The 18,811-nt window shown below is 33.0% G+C and carries 16 protein-coding genes and 1 tRNA gene; 14 read left to right on the plus strand and 3 right to left on the minus strand.

From position 1 onward, the window contains the following. Positions 1-1,130 precede the first annotated feature (1,130 nt). From uvrB to K8N75_RS12335, 7 genes are all read left to right on the plus strand, one after another. Positions 1,131-3,083, plus strand: coding sequence for an excinuclease ABC subunit UvrB (gene uvrB / locus K8N75_RS12305; RefSeq protein ID WP_223792354.1), 1,953 nt, complete (start codon positions 1,131-1,133; stop codon positions 3,081-3,083). Continuing rightward, on the plus strand, positions 3,083-6,004 hold the full coding sequence (gene uvrA, locus K8N75_RS12310; RefSeq protein WP_223792355.1) for an excinuclease ABC subunit UvrA: 2,922 nt from the start codon (positions 3,083-3,085) through the stop codon (positions 6,002-6,004). Before uvrB ends, uvrA begins: the two co-directional genes overlap by 1 nt. Before the next feature lie 318 nt (positions 6,005-6,322). Next, positions 6,323-7,207, plus strand: coding sequence for a sensor histidine kinase (locus K8N75_RS12315; protein ID WP_223792356.1), 885 nt, complete (start codon positions 6,323-6,325; stop codon positions 7,205-7,207). A gap of 29 nt (positions 7,208-7,236) precedes the next feature. Continuing rightward, positions 7,237-7,698, plus strand: a complete 462-nt coding sequence (locus K8N75_RS12320; RefSeq protein WP_048190779.1) for a response regulator — start codon at positions 7,237-7,239, stop codon at positions 7,696-7,698. Next, a complete protein-coding gene (locus tag K8N75_RS12325) occupies positions 7,685-9,088 on the plus strand; it encodes a sensor histidine kinase (RefSeq protein ID WP_223792357.1) in 1,404 nt (467 codons plus the stop codon). Before K8N75_RS12320 ends, K8N75_RS12325 begins: the two co-directional genes overlap by 14 nt. Further along, on the plus strand, positions 9,088-9,942 hold the full coding sequence (locus tag K8N75_RS12330) for a methanogen output domain 1-containing protein (RefSeq protein WP_223792358.1): 855 nt from the start codon (positions 9,088-9,090) through the stop codon (positions 9,940-9,942). Before K8N75_RS12325 ends, K8N75_RS12330 begins: the two co-directional genes overlap by 1 nt. Positions 9,943-10,039: 97 nt before the next feature. Then, on the plus strand, positions 10,040-10,957 hold the full coding sequence (locus K8N75_RS12335; protein WP_223792359.1) for a DUF362 domain-containing protein: 918 nt from the start codon (positions 10,040-10,042) through the stop codon (positions 10,955-10,957). A 52-nt stretch (positions 10,958-11,009) separates the two neighbouring features. Here K8N75_RS12335 and K8N75_RS12340 read toward each other — a convergent pair whose 3' ends face one another. Continuing rightward, a complete protein-coding gene (locus tag K8N75_RS12340; protein ID WP_223792360.1) occupies positions 11,010-12,446 on the minus strand; it encodes an MFS transporter in 1,437 nt (478 codons plus the stop codon). A gap of 170 nt (positions 12,447-12,616) precedes the next feature. Between K8N75_RS12340 and K8N75_RS12345 the strand changes: the two genes are divergently transcribed. From K8N75_RS12345 to K8N75_RS12375, 7 genes are all read left to right on the plus strand, one after another. After that, a complete protein-coding gene (locus tag K8N75_RS12345; protein ID WP_223792361.1) occupies positions 12,617-13,567 on the plus strand; it encodes a DUF2121 family protein in 951 nt (316 codons plus the stop codon). A 124-nt stretch (positions 13,568-13,691) separates the two neighbouring features. Continuing rightward, entirely contained in the window at positions 13,692-14,468 is a 777-nt protein-coding gene (locus K8N75_RS12350; protein WP_223792362.1) for an MBL fold metallo-hydrolase, read from the plus strand. Positions 14,469-14,588: 120 nt separating this feature from the next. Beyond that, positions 14,589-14,662 (plus strand) — tRNA-Thr (locus tag K8N75_RS12355). A gap of 497 nt (positions 14,663-15,159) precedes the next feature. Next, the gene (locus K8N75_RS12360) at positions 15,160-15,570 is read left to right on the plus strand and encodes a DUF2178 domain-containing protein (RefSeq protein WP_223792363.1); all 411 of its coding nucleotides are present in this window, start codon (positions 15,160-15,162) and stop codon (positions 15,568-15,570) included. Positions 15,571-15,580: 10 nt separating this feature from the next. Next, positions 15,581-15,772 carry a helix-turn-helix transcriptional regulator gene (locus K8N75_RS12365; RefSeq protein WP_223792364.1) on the plus strand — a complete coding sequence of 64 codons (192 nt, stop codon included), beginning with the start codon at positions 15,581-15,583 and terminating at the stop codon, positions 15,770-15,772. A 50-nt stretch (positions 15,773-15,822) separates the two neighbouring features. Next, positions 15,823-16,590 (plus strand): CPBP family intramembrane glutamic endopeptidase, encoded by a 768-nt coding sequence (locus tag K8N75_RS12370; protein WP_223792365.1) that lies wholly within the window; start codon positions 15,823-15,825, stop codon positions 16,588-16,590. A 109-nt stretch (positions 16,591-16,699) separates the two neighbouring features. Next, the gene (locus K8N75_RS12375; protein WP_223792366.1) at positions 16,700-16,954 is read left to right on the plus strand and encodes a hypothetical protein; all 255 of its coding nucleotides are present in this window, start codon (positions 16,700-16,702) and stop codon (positions 16,952-16,954) included. Positions 16,955-17,162: 208 nt separating this feature from the next. Here K8N75_RS12375 and K8N75_RS12380 read toward each other — a convergent pair whose 3' ends face one another. After that, positions 17,163-17,318 (minus strand): hypothetical protein, encoded by a 156-nt coding sequence (locus tag K8N75_RS12380; RefSeq protein ID WP_223792367.1) that lies wholly within the window; start codon positions 17,316-17,318, stop codon positions 17,163-17,165. Between the two features lie 12 nt (positions 17,319-17,330). Next, positions 17,331-18,434: a chorismate synthase gene (aroC, locus tag K8N75_RS12385; protein WP_223792368.1), complete on the minus strand. Its 1,104-nt coding sequence runs from the start codon at positions 18,432-18,434 to the stop codon at positions 17,331-17,333. Positions 18,435-18,811: the final 377 nt, after the last annotated feature.

Here is an 18,811-nt window from a genome sequence, read left to right on the forward strand (position 1 = left end):
CTTTTTTATCAGAAACACTAGATTTGATGTCACCCATTTTCTCTTTCATTTCATCTTTATCTACCATTCTATCCCCTTCCACAATTTTCTTATATTGTAATCCAATTTTCTCTATAATTGATTTAAGTTCTGTTTATAATATTCTTAATAATCTTAAAAGGATAATTAACGCAATTAATAACTACTATAACATATAACAGACTGGATCTGATCCGTTCATATTTTCACTTCTACGGTTGGTACATTAAACACAGCCTAATAACTAAAACAAATCTATATCAATTTCATTTAATTCAAATGTATTTCGCTGTATAACATTCTATGTCAATCGTTATTATTATAGATTTCTATATTTTCAGCAAAGAATTGCTTTATTTTGATGGTTATCATTTAAAAAGTCCCAAGTGAAATTATTTTCAATAGTTAATTTAAAAGAAGTATTAAACGGTTGTTTAAATATTTTCAAGTGATTTTATAGCTACGGATAAAAATTCAGTAATTATATTCGGAGATATTTTTATATTTAACCTATACATTTCTATCAATGCATCATTAACATTATTGTTCTATTTTTAAAAAAATGTGGATACTAACCAAATTATAAAGGTGTGTAGCCTGCATACTAACTATGTTTTTATTACAATAATAAGTATTATAAAAGTATAAAATAGTATTATAAAAACTACGATAAGTTAAAAAAAGTATACAAAATTCAATATCCTTTTCATGTAATCATAATTTTGAAAGAAAATTTGATGAAAATTATAATGAAAAATCTGTATTGATATTAATAGTAACGCTAAAGATTATATGATCCAAACTACTATGTAACAGTACAAAAAGTAATAGAAATAGAGTATTATCAATCTTTGAAAAAGTATGTCATTTTGTACGATAAGTTCAAAATAATAATCAAAAGCACGACTATAACATGAGGTTATATTAATAGTATAATATAAAAAGGGAATTTTACTTTAAATTATTTAATGAAACTTAATTAAATATTCAAAAATTTCAGAGAAAATTATATAAAATTTTACAGTTATGTTCTTAAAGTCTATTTCTAAATTAAACCTAAATTTCTTCATTCAATAGTGAATGTTATTTTTATTTTTATGAGAGGATTTAAAATGTCAGAATTTAAACTATCATCAGCTTACAAACCTTTGGGTGACCAGCCAAAGGCAATCAAATCCATTTCAAATGGGATAAAAAATGGTCTGAAACATCAAACACTGCTAGGTGTAACTGGTTCGGGTAAAACATTTACAATGGCTAATGTTATTAAGGAGGTTCAAAAACCAACCCTTGTAATTTCACACAATAAAACATTGGCTGCACAGTTATACGAAGAATTTAAGGAATTCTTCCCTGATAATGCAGTCGAATACTTTGTTAGTTATTATGATTATTATCAGCCAGAGGCATATATAGCACAGTCAGATACCTATATCGATAAAGAAGCTTCAATAAATGATGAAATTGATATGATGAGGCACTCAACCACGCAATCATTACTTTCAAGGGATGATGTTATTGTTGTGAGCAGTGTTTCATGTATATATGGTATAGGATCACCCGAAGATTATGGTGGACTTGTACTGTCTGTTGATGTGGGGGATTCTGATGGAAGGGAAAAGATCATAGGAACCCTTGTTCAGATGCAGTACGAAAGAAACGACATAGATTTTACAAGGGGTAAGTTCCGGGTAAGGGGAGATGTAATTGAAATACATCCCGCCCATGGAAATACAGCCATACGTATAGAGTTATTTGGGGATGAAGTTGACAGAATATCAACAATTGATCCAATTCTTGGCAGTGTTAGAAGGGAAATGGATAGAATAGTCGTGTTTCCAGCCAAGCATTTTGTAACCAGCAAGGATAAGATCCAGCGAGCAGTTAAGCATATTGAAGAAGAACTTGAAGAAAGATTACTGGTACTGAATTCACAGAACAAACTAGTTGAAGCTCAGAGACTGGAACAGAGAACCAAATTTGACCTTGAAATGTTACAGGAAATGGGATATTGTACAGGTATTGAGAACTATTCAATGCATCTGTCTGGTAGGAAATGGGGAGACACACCACAAACATTAATTAAATATTTCCCAGACAACTTTTTAACAATTATCGATGAATCACATGTAACAGTACCCCAGATCGGTGGAATGTATGCAGGAGATAGAGCACGTAAAGATAACCTTGTTGATTATGGATTCAGATTACCATCTGCAAGAGAGAACAGGCCATTAAATTTCTCTGAATTTGAAATGTTACAAAATCAGGTGTTATATGTATCAGCAACACCAGCTAAGTATGAACTTGGAATGAGCCAGAACATGGTTGAACAGATTATAAGACCAACAGGCCTGGTTGATCCTGAAATAATAATTAAACCAGTTGTTGGACAGGTCGACCATCTACTTGGAGAGATTAAGCGGAAGATTAAGGATAAACAAAGAATTTTGGTAACAACACTGACCAAAAAGATGGCAGAAGATCTAACAGATTACTATGCAAAGGTAGGTATCAAGGTAAGGTATCTGCACTCAGATATAACAACACTTGAAAGGATAGATATTATAGACGAACTTCGAAGGGGTTCATTTGACTGTCTTGTCGGTGTTAACCTTTTAAGGGAGGGGCTTGACCTTCCAGAAGTATCCCTTGTAGGTATACTCGACGCTGATAAGGAAGGATTTCTAAGATCTCAAACATCGCTTATACAGACAATAGGAAGGGCATCACGTAACATAGATGGTCAGGTATTGATCTATGCCGATAAAATCACAGATTCAATTAAGAATGCAGTTGATATAACAACCCAAAGAAGGAATGTTCAACTTGCATACAATGAAAAACATGGAATAAAACCTAAATCAGTTGTAAGATCTGTTAAAGAAAAAACTAAAAAGGATGTTAAGTACAAAGATAATGTTAAAAATATTCCAAAGGATGAATTGATTCTAATAATACAAGATTTAGAGGATGAAATGAAAAGAGCATCCCTCAAACTTGACTTTGAAACAGCTGCCAAGATAAGGGATCAGATACAATTTTTAGAAGGAGCCTCAAACTGATGAACAACATAACAACCAAAAAAGGAAGTATAAATATAAAGGGAGCACGTGAGCACAACCTTAAAAATATAGAGCTCACCCTTCCAAGGGACAAGTTCCTTGTTATTACCGGACTTAGTGGTTCTGGTAAATCATCTTTAGCATTTGACACTATCTATGCTGAAGGGCAGCGAAGATATGTTGAATCTTTATCAGCTTATGCAAGACAGTTTTTAGGACAGATGAAAAAACCAGAAGTTGATTATATTGAAGGACTTTCACCTGCAATATCCATTGATCAAAAAACTACACGAATGAATCCCAGATCCACTGTTGGTACTGTAACAGAGATATATGATTATTTCAGGCTATTATTTGCACGTGTGGGTATTCCTCATTGTTACAAATGTGGAAAAGAAATTTCGCAACAAACCGCAGGGCAGATAGTTGATTCTATTCTCACAGAAGAGGAAGATACCAAAATACAGGTACTTGCACCTGTTGTTAAGGATCGGAAAGGAGAACATCATAAGGTTTTTGAAGACCTCAAAAAGAAGGGTTTTGTACGTGTAAGGGTTGATGGTGAAATATCTAATCTTGACACAGACTTTGACCTTGATAAAAATAAAAAACACTCTGTTGAGGTAGTTGTGGATAGACTGGTCATTAGATCGGATGAGGACTTTAAACGAAGATTAGCAGACTCTGTTGAAACAGCACTAGAATTAGGTGAAGGAATTGTAATTGTATCCTACATGGAAGAAAAAGGGAAATCAACTGATAAAGTATTCAGTGAACATTTTGCATGTACAGAATGTGGAATAAACTTCGAAGAGATAAGTCCCAGGATGTTTTCATTCAACAATCCACAAGGTGCATGTCCAGAATGTAATGGTCTTGGAAGTAAATTAGAAATTGATACAGACTTTGTTGTACCTGATAAACATCTTTCACTCAACAATGGAGCCATACTTCCATGGAGCAAATCAGGTAACAAGGACAATTATTATTATCAGATGCTCCAGGCAGTTTCTGATCACTATGGCTTTAGCATGGACACACCATTTGAAGAGCTACCCGAAAAATATCAGAGATACATACTATACGGCACACCCGACAAGGTACAATTTATCTTCAGAAGAAAAAACAGACAACATAAGGTTAACCGACGTTTTGAAGGTGTTGTAAAAAGAATGGAACGTCTGTTTATGGAAACCCAATCAAACTACATGAGAAGTTACGTTGGAAAGTTTATGAGCGACAGAAAATGTCCTGTCTGTAAAGGTACCAGACTGCGTCCCGAAGCCAGATCTGTTACAATTGGTGGTAAATCCATATCAGAAGTAGTTGAAATGCCCATAAAAACTTCAAAAAGTTTTTTCGACCAATTAGATCTGACTGAAATGGAACATTTCATTGCAAAAGAGATTTTAAAGGAAATAAAGGAGCGTCTCAAGTTTTTAGAAGATGTTGGTCTTGATTACATTACCCTCGACAGATCTTCCGGAACGCTTTCTGGTGGAGAAGCACAAAGAATACGTCTTGCAACACAGATAGGCTCTGGTCTCGTTGGTGTGCTCTACATATTAGACGAACCAAGTATTGGATTGCATCAAAGGGATAATGCAAGACTTATAGAAACATTAAAAAGACTTAGAGATATTGGAAATACACTCATAGTTGTTGAACATGACGAAGAAACAATAATGAGCGCTGATTATGTTGTTGACATAGGACCTGGAGCAGGAGAGCATGGTGGAAAGGTAATAGCCGAGGGAACACCGCAGGAAATAATGGAAAATACAGATTCAATTACAGGAAGGTATCTTTCAAGGGCAGAAACAATACACATACCAGAACACAGACATTCACCAAATGGCAATTACCTAACAGTGAAGGGTGCAAGACAAAATAATCTCAAGAATATAGATGTTACATTCCCACTCGGAGTATTTACATGTATAACAGGAGTTTCAGGGTCTGGTAAAAGCACTCTCATTAACGATGTGCTTTACAAGGGAGTCAATGGAAAGTTAAACAGGAAAAATATGCTTGCAGGTAAGCACGATGATATCATAGGCATTGAACATTTGGACAAGACAATAATTATTGACCAATCTGCAATCGGTCGTACACCACGTTCAAATTCTGCAACCTACACAGGAGTATTCACATATATAAGGGAACTCTTTGCACAGACATTAGCTGCTAAAAATAGAGGTTACAAACCTGGAAGGTTTAGTTTTAATGTTAAAGGTGGACGTTGTGAAGCTTGTAGTGGTGACGGTATTATTAAAATTGAAATGCACTTTTTAGCAGATGTATATGTGCCCTGTGAAGTTTGTCAGGGTAAACGATACAATCGAGAAACCTTAGATGTGCGTTACAAGGGTAAAAATATTGCCGAAGTTCTTGATATGACTGTTGAGGAATCCTTAGAGTTCTTTGAAAATATTCCAAAGATACATAAAAAACTTAAAACACTTGACGATGTGGGTTTAGGATACATAAAACTGGGACAACCTGCAACAACACTTTCTGGTGGTGAAGCTCAACGTGTTAAACTAGCCAAGGAATTAAGCAGGCAAAGCACTGGTAAAACCCTTTACATACTCGATGAACCAACAACTGGACTCCACTTTGCAGATATTAAAAAGTTGTTAGATGTACTTGGAAGATTAAGAGATTCAGGTAACACAGTACTGGTAATTGAACACAATTTAGATGTTATAAAAACTGCAGATTATATAATCGACCTCGGACCTGAAGGAGGAGACGAAGGCGGCCTTGTTGTTGCTGAAGGAACACCTGAGGAAATTTCATTGAGCACCAGTTATACTGGAAAATATCTAAAGGATGTTTTAGATGGTGTTACACCACATATGCGGGGACAAATGATTCCAGAGAAAGAATTAGTTGATTCATCAACAAAAGACAAATAATAGAAGGTTTAAACCATCTTAAATTATTTTATTTTTCCATAAATGGTTTAATTTCATATGATATTTATCTAACTAATAATTACGCTTTAATCATTCAATTACAGTAATTTAAAACAAAAGCAATTATATATTAGGTAAATTATAGAATAAAATCATATGTACAGTGATAGTAATTCCCAATTGATAACTACTTTTCCGCTAACATTACACTTTTTTCTAATCAATTTAAGGAAAATTAACTACCAATCACTGAATTCGTTTTTTTTTAACGAGATTATTTTCTATTTCCATTTAAAAAATATAGATAGGGGGATCTAATTGATTTTAAGTTCTGTTCTTTTAGCCATACCATTTTTAGAATCATTTTACAATGGAGTTCTACAAGCTGGAGATTATTTTATCTTATTATTGTTATTATTAGTTGTTTTAATGGTTGCATTATTAACAGAAAGAGTTGAAAAGGTAAGAACATTAAAAAACCTTAACAACGAGCTTAAAAAAGAAGCAATCAAACTTGAAGATGCAAATAATGAATTGGAAGCATTTGCATATTCTGTATCCCATGATCTTCGTGTGCCCTTAAGGGCAATTGATGGATTTTCCCGTATAATGATTGAAGATTATGAGGATAAATTGGATGATGAAGGAGTTAGACTTCTAAATATAATAAGGGAAAATACCAAAAAAATGGGACAGCTTATCGATGACATACTGTTATTATCAAGAGCAGGACGTCAAGAAATGACAATTTCAAAACTAGACATTTCTTCACTTGCAAAAAATGTATACGGGGAATTCAATCAGGACACCCAGGGAAGAAATATTGATTTTACTGTGGAAGATCTGCCAAAAACCAAGGCTGACAGGGCACTTATAACACAAGTTTTAACAAATCTTATTGGCAACTCAATAAAGTTTACAAGAGAAAAAGAAAATGCGAAGATCAATATAGGTTTTAAATCGGATAATGAAGATAATATATACTATGTCAAGGACAATGGAGCTGGTTTTGACATGAAATACTATGATAAGCTTTTCGGTCTTTTCCAGCGATTACACAGCCAAGAAGAATTTGAAGGTACAGGTGTGGGACTATCTATTGTACAACGTATAATAAGCCGACATGGTGGCCGTGTATGGGGTGAAAGTGAAGTTGGTAATGGAGCAACAATATACTTTTCAATTCCAAAAAATTTAAAGTAAAAATTAGTACTTAATTGGAGGATATTTTTATGAGCTTAGATGAAATTGAAATTCTTCTGGTTGAAGACAACCCAACAGATGCTGAACTTACAATGAGGGCCTTGAAAAGGAAAAATCTCATAAATAAATTAGTTTGGGTTAAAGATGGGGCAGAAGCATTAGATTTTTTATTTGCAAAGGGTAAATATTCGGATAGAAATATGAACGACCTTCCAAAATTGATACTTCTTGATCTAAGGATGCCGAAGGTTGACGGGCTAGAAGTACTGCACGAGATCAAAGCAGATGACAGAACTAAAAGAATTCCAGTAGTTGTTTTAACATCTTCAAAGGAAGATCGAGACATTGTAGAAAGCTACAAATTGGGTGTTAACAGTTATGTCAGCAAACCAGTTGAATTTGATGAGTTTATAGACGCTGTTTCAACCATGGGATTCTACTGGATTTTGATAAACAAACCACCATCAGAGGTAAGTCATGGAACAGATTAAAATTCTGCTGGTTGAAGATGTTGAACTTGATGCTGAACTCACTGAACACGAATTAACAAAAGCTAAAATTAATTTTATATCCATACGTGTTGAAGAAGAGCATGATTTCCGTAGGGAACTTCAAGAATTCAAACCAGATCTGATACTTGCTGATCATTCGCTTCCACATTTCGATGGAGTTTCAGCACTTAATATTGCAAAGGAAATATCTCCAGACATACCTTTCATATTTGTAAGTGGTAAAATAGGTGAAGATTTTGCTGTTGAGATGCTAAAGAAAGGAGCAACTGACTATGTGCTTAAAAGTAACCTGCCCAAACTTAGCCATGCAGTTCAAAGGGCATTGAATGAATTTAATGAACAGGCTGAACATAAAAAGGCCGAAGAATCACTTTTGGAAAGTGAAAAAAAATACAGAACCCTGTTTGAAAAGAATAGAAATCCTATAATTGTTTTTGATGAGATGGGAAATTTTATTGATTCCAATGAAGCTGCATTAATGTTTTTGGAAATAACCAAAAATGAACTTTTAAACAAAAACCTTTCAGATTTTATATTATATGAGAAAGACTTGAAAAACATTGAAAATAAGGATTTATGGAAAAAAAAGGATATATTAGAAGTTAAATTTGATATTAACGGTAAATTTAAAATTCTTGAAATTACGATCACACCAGTTTATTTAAAAGATAAATCAATAGTATTTGGCGTTGGTAACGATATTACTGAACGTAAAAAAGGTGAAAATGAAATTTTCAGGTCATTAAAAGAAAAAGAACTTCTTTTAAGGGAAATACATCATAGGGTAAAAAATAACCTGCAGATTGTTTCAACTTTACTCTCTCTCCAATCATCCCAATCAAATAAAGTTGATGTTAATGATCTTTACAGGGAAAGTCAGAATCGTATACAGTCCATTGCACTTATACATGAAAATCTGTATCAATCAGATGATCTTGCCCATATTAATTTTGAGGTATATGTTAAGGGGCTGTTATCAGATTTGTTTGATTCATACGGAGTTGATTCATCTAGGATCAAATTGAATTTGGATATAGAGGATGTTACGCTGGGGATTGAAACAGCTATTCCATGCGGACTCATTATAAATGAACTGGTATCAAATTCCCTGAAACATGGATTTACAGGAAATGAAACTGGAGAAATTAATGTGGAAATCCATAAAATAGCTGATGAAGAATATTCATTAGTTGAAAGTGATACAGGAGTTCCATTTTCTGATAAAGTAGATTTTACTTCGAGCAAAACATTGGGTTTGGAATTAATAAAAAACCTGGTTAAACAAATTGAAGGCCAATTGGACTTTAACAGAGAAAATAAAGAATTTAAGATCATTTTTAAGGAACTTGAATACAAGGAGAGACTATAATGGGTAACGAGAGAATTATGGTTGTTGAAGATGAAAGTATTGTTGCCATGGGAATTAAGTATAAATTAGAGGATTTAGGTTACATTGTTGTGGGAATAGTTGCAACTGGTGAAGTAGCTGTGGAAACTGCTTTAAAAACTAAGCCGGATCTTATACTTATGGATATTGTTCTTAAAGGTGATATGGATGGTATTGAAGCTGCACAAAAAATACACCAGCAACAAGACACTCCAATCATTTATCTGACAGCTTATTCTGATGATGAGGTTTTGGAACGTGCTAGAATAACCGAACCTTACGGTTATATATTAAAACCATTTAAAAAGAGTGAAGTAAATGCCAATATTCAAATGGCCATATATAAACATGGATGTGACAAGAAAAAAAGTGAAATCATCAAAAAAAGAGTGTTAGCAGATTTTTATGACTTTATTTTAACAGCAATGCCAACTAGTAGCACCGGTACTGATATCGAAATGAGAGAGTTGCTATTGAAGGTATTTGCCGAACGTTTAGACGAAGATCTTTACCCTAGATTTGTTGAAGAACTCTCTCCAGAGGATATTGAAACTAATGATCAGCTTTTTGCAGATTATATTGAATGGCTTTCTGATATTTTTAAAGACTTTGGTATTAAAACAATTGTACACCATAAGGGCAACAGATCATATATAGAATTTTTGAATTGCCCATGGCATGAAGATGCTTTGAAAAAACCTATTTTCTGTTTGAATTGTCAGGCAATGATGAATCGAAGCTACAAATGGACAGGTCTTTCTGGAGGTATGGAAAGAAGATCAACCATTGTGGATGGATCACCGTCATGCAGATTTCAGTTCAAACATCTGGAATGAGTAAGTTTTAAGCTCAAATGAATTTGGTATTAACCATAACCCAAAATGCAAGATTAAATTAACCTCTAAACACATATTATAGTATTAGGGTGGTTTAATGTCAAATGATATTGGAACAGTTTTCTTGTTGAAAACCGATAAAAGGGAAAAAGGTATAGAAAGACTGATTGAGAATTTTGATATTACAGATTTCAAATCCAAAAATATTGCATTGAAGGCTAATTTTAACAGTGCAGATCCGTTTCCTGCATCAACACATCCAGATACACTAAGAACGCTTGTTAGATCCATTAAAAAAGGGGAACCTGAAAAAATTACTCTTGCAGAGAGAAGTGGAATGGGTGATACCAGAATTGTGCTTGAAACAAGGGGTGTAATGGATATAGCAGAAGATGAAGATTTTGAAGTCAGGATTCTGGATGAAGAAGATGCTGATGACTGGGTAAAAGTTGAAAAAAATGGAAATCACTGGATGAAAGGTTTTTATATATCAAAGATATTTAAAGACGCTGATAAGGTGGTTCAAACTTGTTGCCTTAAATCCCATAGATTTGGTGGAATTTTCACTCTATCGCTTAAAAATTCTGTTGGAATTGTTGCAAAGAAAGTTCCAGGAGGAGTCTACAATTATATGGGTGAGCTCCATATATCACCTTACCAGAGATCAATGATTGCGGAAATAAACAATCATTATAATATGGATCTAGTTTTAATGGATGGAATCAAAGCATTTGTAGATAAAGGTCCTGAACAGGGACATGTTGTTGAACCTAATCTTCTTTTGATGTCAAATGATAGAATTGCAATTGATGCAGTAGGAGTTGCAGTATTAAGACACTATGGCTCAACACATGACATATCTAAGGGTAAGATATTTGAATTGGAACAGATCAAAAGGGCAGCTGAACTAGGTGTTGGTGTACAAAGTGCTGATAAAATAAATATTGTTGGAATTGATGCTGAAAGTGAGGCTGTTGCAGGAGAACTGGATCAAATACTAGAAACACAGGGATAAAAAATCTATTCTAGTTGTAAAAACTAATTGAAACAATAAGAAATTATACAATCTAATCAATTCTCTGCAAATCATCTTTAATCTTTTTTGGACCAATTAATATTGAAACAATAATACCAAACCCGCTTAATACTGCAAATACTATAAATGCTGTTTTTAAACTAAAGAGAAAAGCTGGAAAGTTTGATTCTGTGATTTGAACATTGCCTAGGTACACAGCAAAAATATAAAGCATAATACCAAGACTCATTGTTTGACCTGCATATGTCATGGTTGAAAGTACACTTGATGCCATTCCATAGTCTCTTCCTTCAACACTTCCAATAAATCTATTGGTTGTAGGGGATGAGAAAAGACCTAAGCCTATACCCACCAGTATCAAACCTATAATTGGTATTAATAGACTGCTGTTGGTTGTTAATTGTGATAATATTAACAATCCTATAGTTGTAACTATCATTCCAATAACAGTAAATATTCTGTTTTCAATCCTGTCAGAGAGTCTGCCAACAGGGGTGGATAATAAAGCAACCATCAATGGTTCGACTGAAATTATCAGAGCTGTTTGTTGAGGATCAAGATGCATTATATCCTGAAGATAAAGACTTAAAAGTACCCACATTGCCGAATTCGCAATGTTCATCAACAAAATAGCAAGTGCAGATAATGATGATACCTTTTTTCTTAATATACCAAGCCGCAGTATTGGATTTATGGATCTTTTTTCGTTTAAAACAAATATTAAAAGACCAATTACACCTGTAAAAAGTGATAATTTACCAAAGTTACTGTTAAGTGTTGAAAATCCATAGAGTAGTGCAACTATTGACAGGCTGTATATCAAAGATCCTCTAATTTCAAATTTACCTCCCAAACCCTTCCATTCTCCATGAAGTCTCATTTTAATAAGAATAAAAAGAAAAATACCAAATGGTACGTTAAAAAGGAAAATACTTCTCCAACCAAAGTTTTGGGCCAGGAAACCTCCTAACAATGGACCTAAAAATAATCCTATGTAAACAGCTGTAACAAATAATCCGAGTGCTTCACCTCGTTGATTTGATGGGTAAACACTGCTGAGAAGTGCCACACCAGTTGCAAATATCATAGCACATCCAAAACCCTGCATAAAACTGAATACAATTAGCATAATACCCGAATTTGATAAACCAGCTAAAAGAGATGCAGCTGTATATATAATCACACCATAGGTGTAAATTCTTTTACGGCCAAACATATCCCCTAAGCGTCCAAATGGAAGTATTAATGCTGCATTTGCCAAAACAAAAACTGTTGGTATCCAACTTAGCAGTATTATATTTACTGCTAGATCCTTCTGTATTATAGGAAGAACAATGTTTAGGGATGATCCCATAAACGGTATAAGGAAGGATCCAAGTGCAACTACAAGTAGTGCTATATTCCTAACTTTCTTTTCTTCAATTTTATCAGAATCCATGTGATCAGAAATATTATAATGTTCATACACTTAAACATTCATAAGAAACATAAAACAAACTTTAAAGTTATATATTGGAATATCATTCTAATTCATAGCTGTATTATTAATTGGTTTTTGTAAAACCAGTTAAATAACTGATTTATAAGAAGAGAATTAAAGATTAAATATAAAAATATACCTTGATTAATGTGGTTTAAATGAGTCTCATAATAACTTATATTGGAAGCAAAGGATGCGTAATGGCAGGAGATAAGAGGAGAATCGGATTTTTTGGCCCAGAAGGGCCTAGGGAAAATCTTGAAGAAAAACTCTACTCTGGATCCATCAACACAAAGGAAGAACTGTTAAAAAAAGCTGATGAACTTGGAATTAACATAAAAATTTCTGATGATGCAGATAAAATCCATGAAATTGGGGATGTTGTTGTTGGTGAAGTAAGGTCTAAAACGGTATATGAAACCAAACGTAAACGTATCTATGCCACTACCGGAGCTTATAACATTATTGAATTATTAGGATCAGACTTGAAGACAGTAAAAAGCGGTGAAAGTTCTATTATTGTTTTTGGAAATAAATATACCCAGGAACTAGCTGAAAAGACCATTAAAAGATACTGGAAATCAAAGTTGAATCTTGTAACAATTAGAAAGATTTTTGAAAGTGTAATGGAAGAAGTTGCTATTGAAACACCTACTGTAAGCCCAGAGTATGATGTTAAGATGAAATATCCTTCAATTGATACAAAAGAAGCAAAAGAGCTCTTGAGAGTAACCATACTTCAGGATGTTAAGGATCTTGAAGAGTACAGAACACAGTTGAAGGAAAACCTTATACAAACATCCCAAAATATTCAAATGGCAACCAAGATTGTTATTCAAGGTGCTGTTGGAAATGTTGCATATGTTAATGGGAATGAAATTGGGATTATCCTTGATAAAAGTATTGAAGCCTTAGACACAGATTGGAATACAATTGCAAAACCATCTGAACTCATAGAAATGACAGCTGAGGATGGATCAAAAGTGTCTAGAGGGGATTTAGCAGTTATTGAGAATGAAAATCTATGTATTAATAGAACAAAAGAACCATTAAATTGTGACTTTATTCTTTGTAGGGCTGATACAGATAATAAAAAGAATATTAAATAATATTAATTTTTAGAACAAATTATAATAAATGATGATATCAAAATGGAGATTATAAACATTGATATAAAAAGAAGCTGTACTGTTGTGAGGTATTAAAATATGAAACTAATATTTTTAGGAAGTGGTGGGGGACGATTTCGCGACCATTACCCAGAGAAGGATGACAGGCGGATTTAGGATAGAAAATATAGATGGAAAAAATATCCATGTTGATCCGGGTCCTGGAGCACTTGTTAGAACTTACCAATTTGGATTAAATCCAATGAAAGTAAACATTCTCATGGTATCACACTCCCATACTGACCATTATACCGATGCAGAGGTAATGCTTGAGGCCATGACAAAGGGTATGACCCGGAAAAAAGGTACTGTAATTGGTAGTCGAAGTGTTATTGATGGTTATGAAACTTGGGGTCCATGCATATCCAAGTACCATCTAAGCAAACCAGAAGTGGTTGTATTGGAAGATGGTGACCATAAGCAGTTTGATAATTTAGATATAACAGCTACAAAAACTATACACGGTGATCCTAAAGCTGTGGGTTTTAAACTGGAGTATGATAATTTCACAATATCCTATACAACAGATACAGAGTACTTTCCCGAACTTCACAAGCATCATGAGGGTGCAGATGTTTTAATTGCAAGTGTTATTAGGGCAGGAAGTGAAAGGATTAGGGGTCACATGTCTGTTGATGATTTTGAGGTTCTTGTAAAGGAAGTTAAACCTAAACTCGCTATTATGACACATTTAGGAATGAAGTTCATTATGGAATATCCTGAAAGGGAGGCTCAGAGGGTTGAAAAAAATACTGGTATTAAGATAATAGCTGCACGTGATGGTATGCGTATTGATCTTGATGATTTCCAAACAAAACAACCCACACTGGATGAATTTTAACCATATTTTAATTATTTTATAAATTATATTATATTTTTTATTCATTGCTTAATGGATTATCCCAGTAAATTTTGAGGGATAGATATACTTAAATTCATTACAGTTTATATAGTAAAAAATGCCTCGGTGGCTCAGTCTGGTAGAGCGCGTGACTCGTAATCTCGTGGTCGTGGGTTCAATTCCCACCCGAGGCTCATCTATTTATTATACTTTAAATGTCCAGTAGTGGTATCAGCTTGGGGATTTCGAATTTACAAAATAAAAAGAAAAAAAGTTTCAAGGGGAAGTCACCCCCTCTAATTACGTAATATACTGGGTATTGGTTGACTCCATTTGTTTTAGATTATTAAAAAAGACAAAATATCAATAAGTACAATCAAATGTTTTATAAATCATCTTAATACACTATAATATTACACTTTGAAATTAATAAATTTCATTGTCAACAACCTGACAAATTATAAATGGAGTTATATTAAAATGTTTTTTTAAATTGTATGAAGCTTTTAAACTTGATTTTGAAGGATATTCATTGTCTAAAAAAAAGTAATTTATTTATTATAGAGTTGAAATTTCCATTGGTTGAATCAATATTTTTGAATTCATTTTGGATTTATGTAAATAAACCTTTACATATGGTAAAGTATATATGACATTATGTAAAAGTAATGATACAATGGAGGGAAGTTTCATGAATCAAAAAACTTTAAGAAATATACTAATCACAACATCGGCAATTCAAACAATTTTATGGGTTACAGGATTAATATTGGCAAATGTTACACTAGTTATACTGGCACTAATAGTTGCAATGGCAGTTTTACCTGTGGTTTATATCCACAGAGATAATATTGGAGAGATGTTTCAACGGGACAAAGATAAAATTATGGAAGATGAGAGAACTCAACTGATCAATGAAAAATCTTCAACAATGACTTTAGGAGCATTAATTGGGACTATAATATATGTAGGGTTTATTCTAGTCTCCCTGAGGAATATTTATCCCGAATACCTATTAACAGGTTACATTTTATTAATAACAGCACTATATGGTCTTATATTAAACATTATATCACGTACATATTATAAAAGGAAATTTTGATAGGGAAAATATGAAAAATAAATTAAAAGTCTATCGAGCAATTCATGATTTAACACAAGAGGATTTAGCAAAAGAGCTCAAAGTAACAAGACAAACCATCATTGCTATTGAAAAGCTTAAATATGATCCATCGTTAAGTCTGGCCTTTAAAATAGCCAAATTTTTTAAAGTACAGATAGAGGACATATTCGTAGATGGATGAATAAAAAAAATCAGATTAATTAAGAAATATTTTAAAAAGGGGTAAATTAAATGAAAATTAATATCAACTGGAAACTATTTGGTATTCTTCTTATTACAACTGTTATTACAACTTTAATGGTTTTACCATATACATTAGCTCTAAGTCCAGCTTTGGCGAAAGTATTCACACCGTTAGTATTAATTGCACAATTAATTCAGACATTGATAATATTTTCAATTGCCATATTCATTGGTTTAATTCTAGCTAAAAAAGTCGGATTCAATTTGCCTATATTGGAAGGTTGGTTGGAAGGTAAAGAAATAGGAACTTATCTTAAATCAATATTAGGCATTTCCATCGGTCTGGGAGTTCTAGCAGGTATAATAATTATCTTAGTAAGTTTCATTTTTACACCTGTATCAAGTATTTTTCAGAATGCCGAAATATCTGTTCCACTATGGAAAGGGTTTTTAGCATCTTTTTATGGGGGCATAGCTGAAGAAATATTGCTTAGATTATTCTTGATGACTTTAATTGTGTGGATAATTTTTAAAATTAAAAAAACAGCAGATGGAAAACCAACTGCTGCGGGTATTTGGTTAGCAATAATTATCTCCGCAGTTATATTCGGTCTAGGACATCTGCCCATAACTGGAACTTTAACTTCAATTACACCGTTAATAGTTATTAGAGCTATTTTACTCAACGGAATTGGTGGAATAATATTCGGATGGCTTTACTGGAAGAAAGGATTAGAATCTGCAATGATAGGCCACTTCTCAGCAGATATAGTATTACATGTTATTTTTCCATTTATATTAGCTCTGTTAATATAAAATGAATAACAAAATACTTGTACAATAAAATAATTCTATATAATTTTTTTTTTAATTTGTAAGTAATTGATTCATATAGAAAAATTCTTATTTTTGCCTAAAAAATGGTTTGGGAAATGATACCTTCAACATTAGCAAAGGCTCTTCAAATCTTGCTAATAAAAATTTAAATCACAATTCATCTAATAATCCCCATAACCCTCCTAATGGTACAGCTCAAATAAATGCAACCATTCCTATGCAGCAAGGATTTGGAAATAATGTGAGAACAAATGGAGGTATTGGAGATATAATTATGGAAATATCAAGTAGCAATACTATTATATTCAACAGAGATTCGGTTAAAATATATGAAATATTATGATTATTAAAATCTATCTTGGATAATATTCATGGATTTTAAATATTATATGATATCATAACAACCATAAATAATCATTGAATGAGTTTTACTATTCTATTATATATTCAACTTCTTCTAGTAATTCAATAGAGTAAACTAGATTAAAAAAATGTGTTGATATATATGTTTGAATCAGAATCATTAGATATTAATTTTTTTTTGTTGTATACTAACCTATTTCGAGTATTTCATCTACAATAAACTGGCCACCGCATATACAATGTTCTATTGCATCCCCTATTGAGTAGGGAATTGTATTTCCAGATACTTCATATGTTTTTTCTTCTGTGCATTCATCACATTTTGCAACAATTATCCAGTCCATATTAAAAATCTCCTATTTTTTTGGATTTAATTTACATGGATTTATATAACCCGCCCTAATAAGATGGTCTGCAATGATTATGGATACTGATGCCTCTGCAACAGGTGTAATTCTTGGACAGATACATGGATCATGTCTACCCGCTATCTTTATCTCTGTATCTTTCATTGTCTTGAGATCAACTGTTTTCTGAATTTGGGATATAGATGGTGTTGGTTTAACAGCCATACGGGCTGTAATTGGCATTCCCGTAGACATACCTCCGAGAATTCCTCCAGCATTATTAGTTCTTGTATTTATTTTCCCTTCATCAATGCAAAATCCATCGTTCATTTGTGAACCTTTTAATTCTGCTGCTTTAAATCCTATGCCGATTTCAACCCCTTTAACAGATCCTATTCCCATTAGAATATGTGCAATATCAGCATCAAGTTTATTAAAAACTGGTTCGCCAAGCCCTGCTGGAACATTTGAAACTATTGTTTCAACAATACCTCCAACTGATTCACCGGTTTCTTTAAGGTGAAGAATTAATGCTTCCATACGAGGTGCTGCGTCTGGATCAGCACATCTAACTGAATTTAGGCCAATATTAGCTTCAATTTCATTTAATTCCATTTTAGCTGCTTTAATGTTTCCAACTTGTATTACATGAGATAAAACCTTAATGTTCAAGGTATCCAAAATTTTCTTTGCTATAGCTCCTCCAATAACATGCCCTATGGTTGTTCTTCCACTACCACGTCCACCGCCCCTGTAATCGTATAAACCGTATCTTGCTTTCCATGTGTAGTCCCCATGTCCAGGTCTAGGATTATTTTTAAGGTTTTCATATGCCGATGAATCCATGTCTCTGTTATATACAACAGCAGTAATTGGTGTACCATCTGTTTTTCCATTAAATAAACCAGATAAAACATTTACTTCATCCTTTTCTCCCCTAGAGGTTGTGATATTGCTTGTGCCTGGCCTTCTTTTATCCAGTTCTACCTGAATATCCTTATCTGAAATCTCAAGACCTGCAGGGCAACCATCTACCACAGCTCCAAGAGCTTTACCATGGCTTGAACCAAAGGTTGTGACTTTGAACATTTTTCCTATCTTATTTCCTGACATGATTTTTGCATCCTAACAATTTAGATCTACCCCAATAGTTCCATATTAGAAATTCTATTGGATTCTTTATTGACTCCATTCTTAATATTATATAAACTTCCATCCTATTTATTAATTACAAGCTAAAAGTCTCATATTCTCAATATAATTGATTTATTTTTAATACTTATTTAATGTAAAATAATATAAAATAATTCAAATATCTACAGAGCATTTATATATTCTATACACCAGCCGCAGTTACATTGGACTTTATTTAACTTATTTACTATTTGTATGGGCTGAGGAGTACTATGAGTGTTTAATAATTTGGTAATTATTTTTAGTAGTATTATTTCCTGTTGTTGGAAATTTTATTGTTTAAGAGGCTGACCCAT

It is taken from the genome of Methanobacterium spitsbergense (genome assembly GCF_019931065.1).
GTDB lineage: Archaea > Methanobacteriota > Methanobacteria > Methanobacteriales > Methanobacteriaceae > Methanobacterium_B > Methanobacterium_B spitsbergense.

What these genes read in the sequence shown, in the direction of transcription:
- K8N75_RS12360 (WP_223792363.1), top strand. Translation starts at nt 15,160, where the DNA reads ATGAATCAAAAAACTTTAAGAAATATACTAATCACAACATCGGCAATT.
- K8N75_RS12330 (WP_223792358.1), top strand. Translation starts at nt 9,088, where the DNA reads ATGGGTAACGAGAGAATTATGGTTGTTGAAGATGAAAGTATTGTTGCC.
- K8N75_RS12325 (WP_223792357.1), top strand. Translation starts at nt 7,685, where the DNA reads ATGGAACAGATTAAAATTCTGCTGGTTGAAGATGTTGAACTTGATGCT.
- uvrA (WP_223792355.1), top strand. Translation starts at nt 3,083, where the DNA reads ATGAACAACATAACAACCAAAAAAGGAAGTATAAATATAAAGGGAGCA.
- uvrB (WP_223792354.1), top strand. Translation starts at nt 1,131, where the DNA reads ATGTCAGAATTTAAACTATCATCAGCTTACAAACCTTTGGGTGACCAG.
- K8N75_RS12345 (WP_223792361.1), top strand. Translation starts at nt 12,617, where the DNA reads ATGAGTCTCATAATAACTTATATTGGAAGCAAAGGATGCGTAATGGCA.
- K8N75_RS12365 (WP_223792364.1), top strand. Translation starts at nt 15,581, where the DNA reads ATGAAAAATAAATTAAAAGTCTATCGAGCAATTCATGATTTAACACAA.
- K8N75_RS12320 (WP_048190779.1), top strand. Translation starts at nt 7,237, where the DNA reads ATGAGCTTAGATGAAATTGAAATTCTTCTGGTTGAAGACAACCCAACA.
- K8N75_RS12370 (WP_223792365.1), top strand. Translation starts at nt 15,823, where the DNA reads ATGAAAATTAATATCAACTGGAAACTATTTGGTATTCTTCTTATTACA.
- K8N75_RS12380 (WP_223792367.1), bottom strand. Translation starts at nt 17,318, where the DNA reads ATGGACTGGATAATTGTTGCAAAATGTGATGAATGCACAGAAGAAAAA.
- aroC (WP_223792368.1), bottom strand. Translation starts at nt 18,434, where the DNA reads ATGTCAGGAAATAAGATAGGAAAAATGTTCAAAGTCACAACCTTTGGT.
- K8N75_RS12335 (WP_223792359.1), top strand. Translation starts at nt 10,040, where the DNA reads ATGTCAAATGATATTGGAACAGTTTTCTTGTTGAAAACCGATAAAAGG.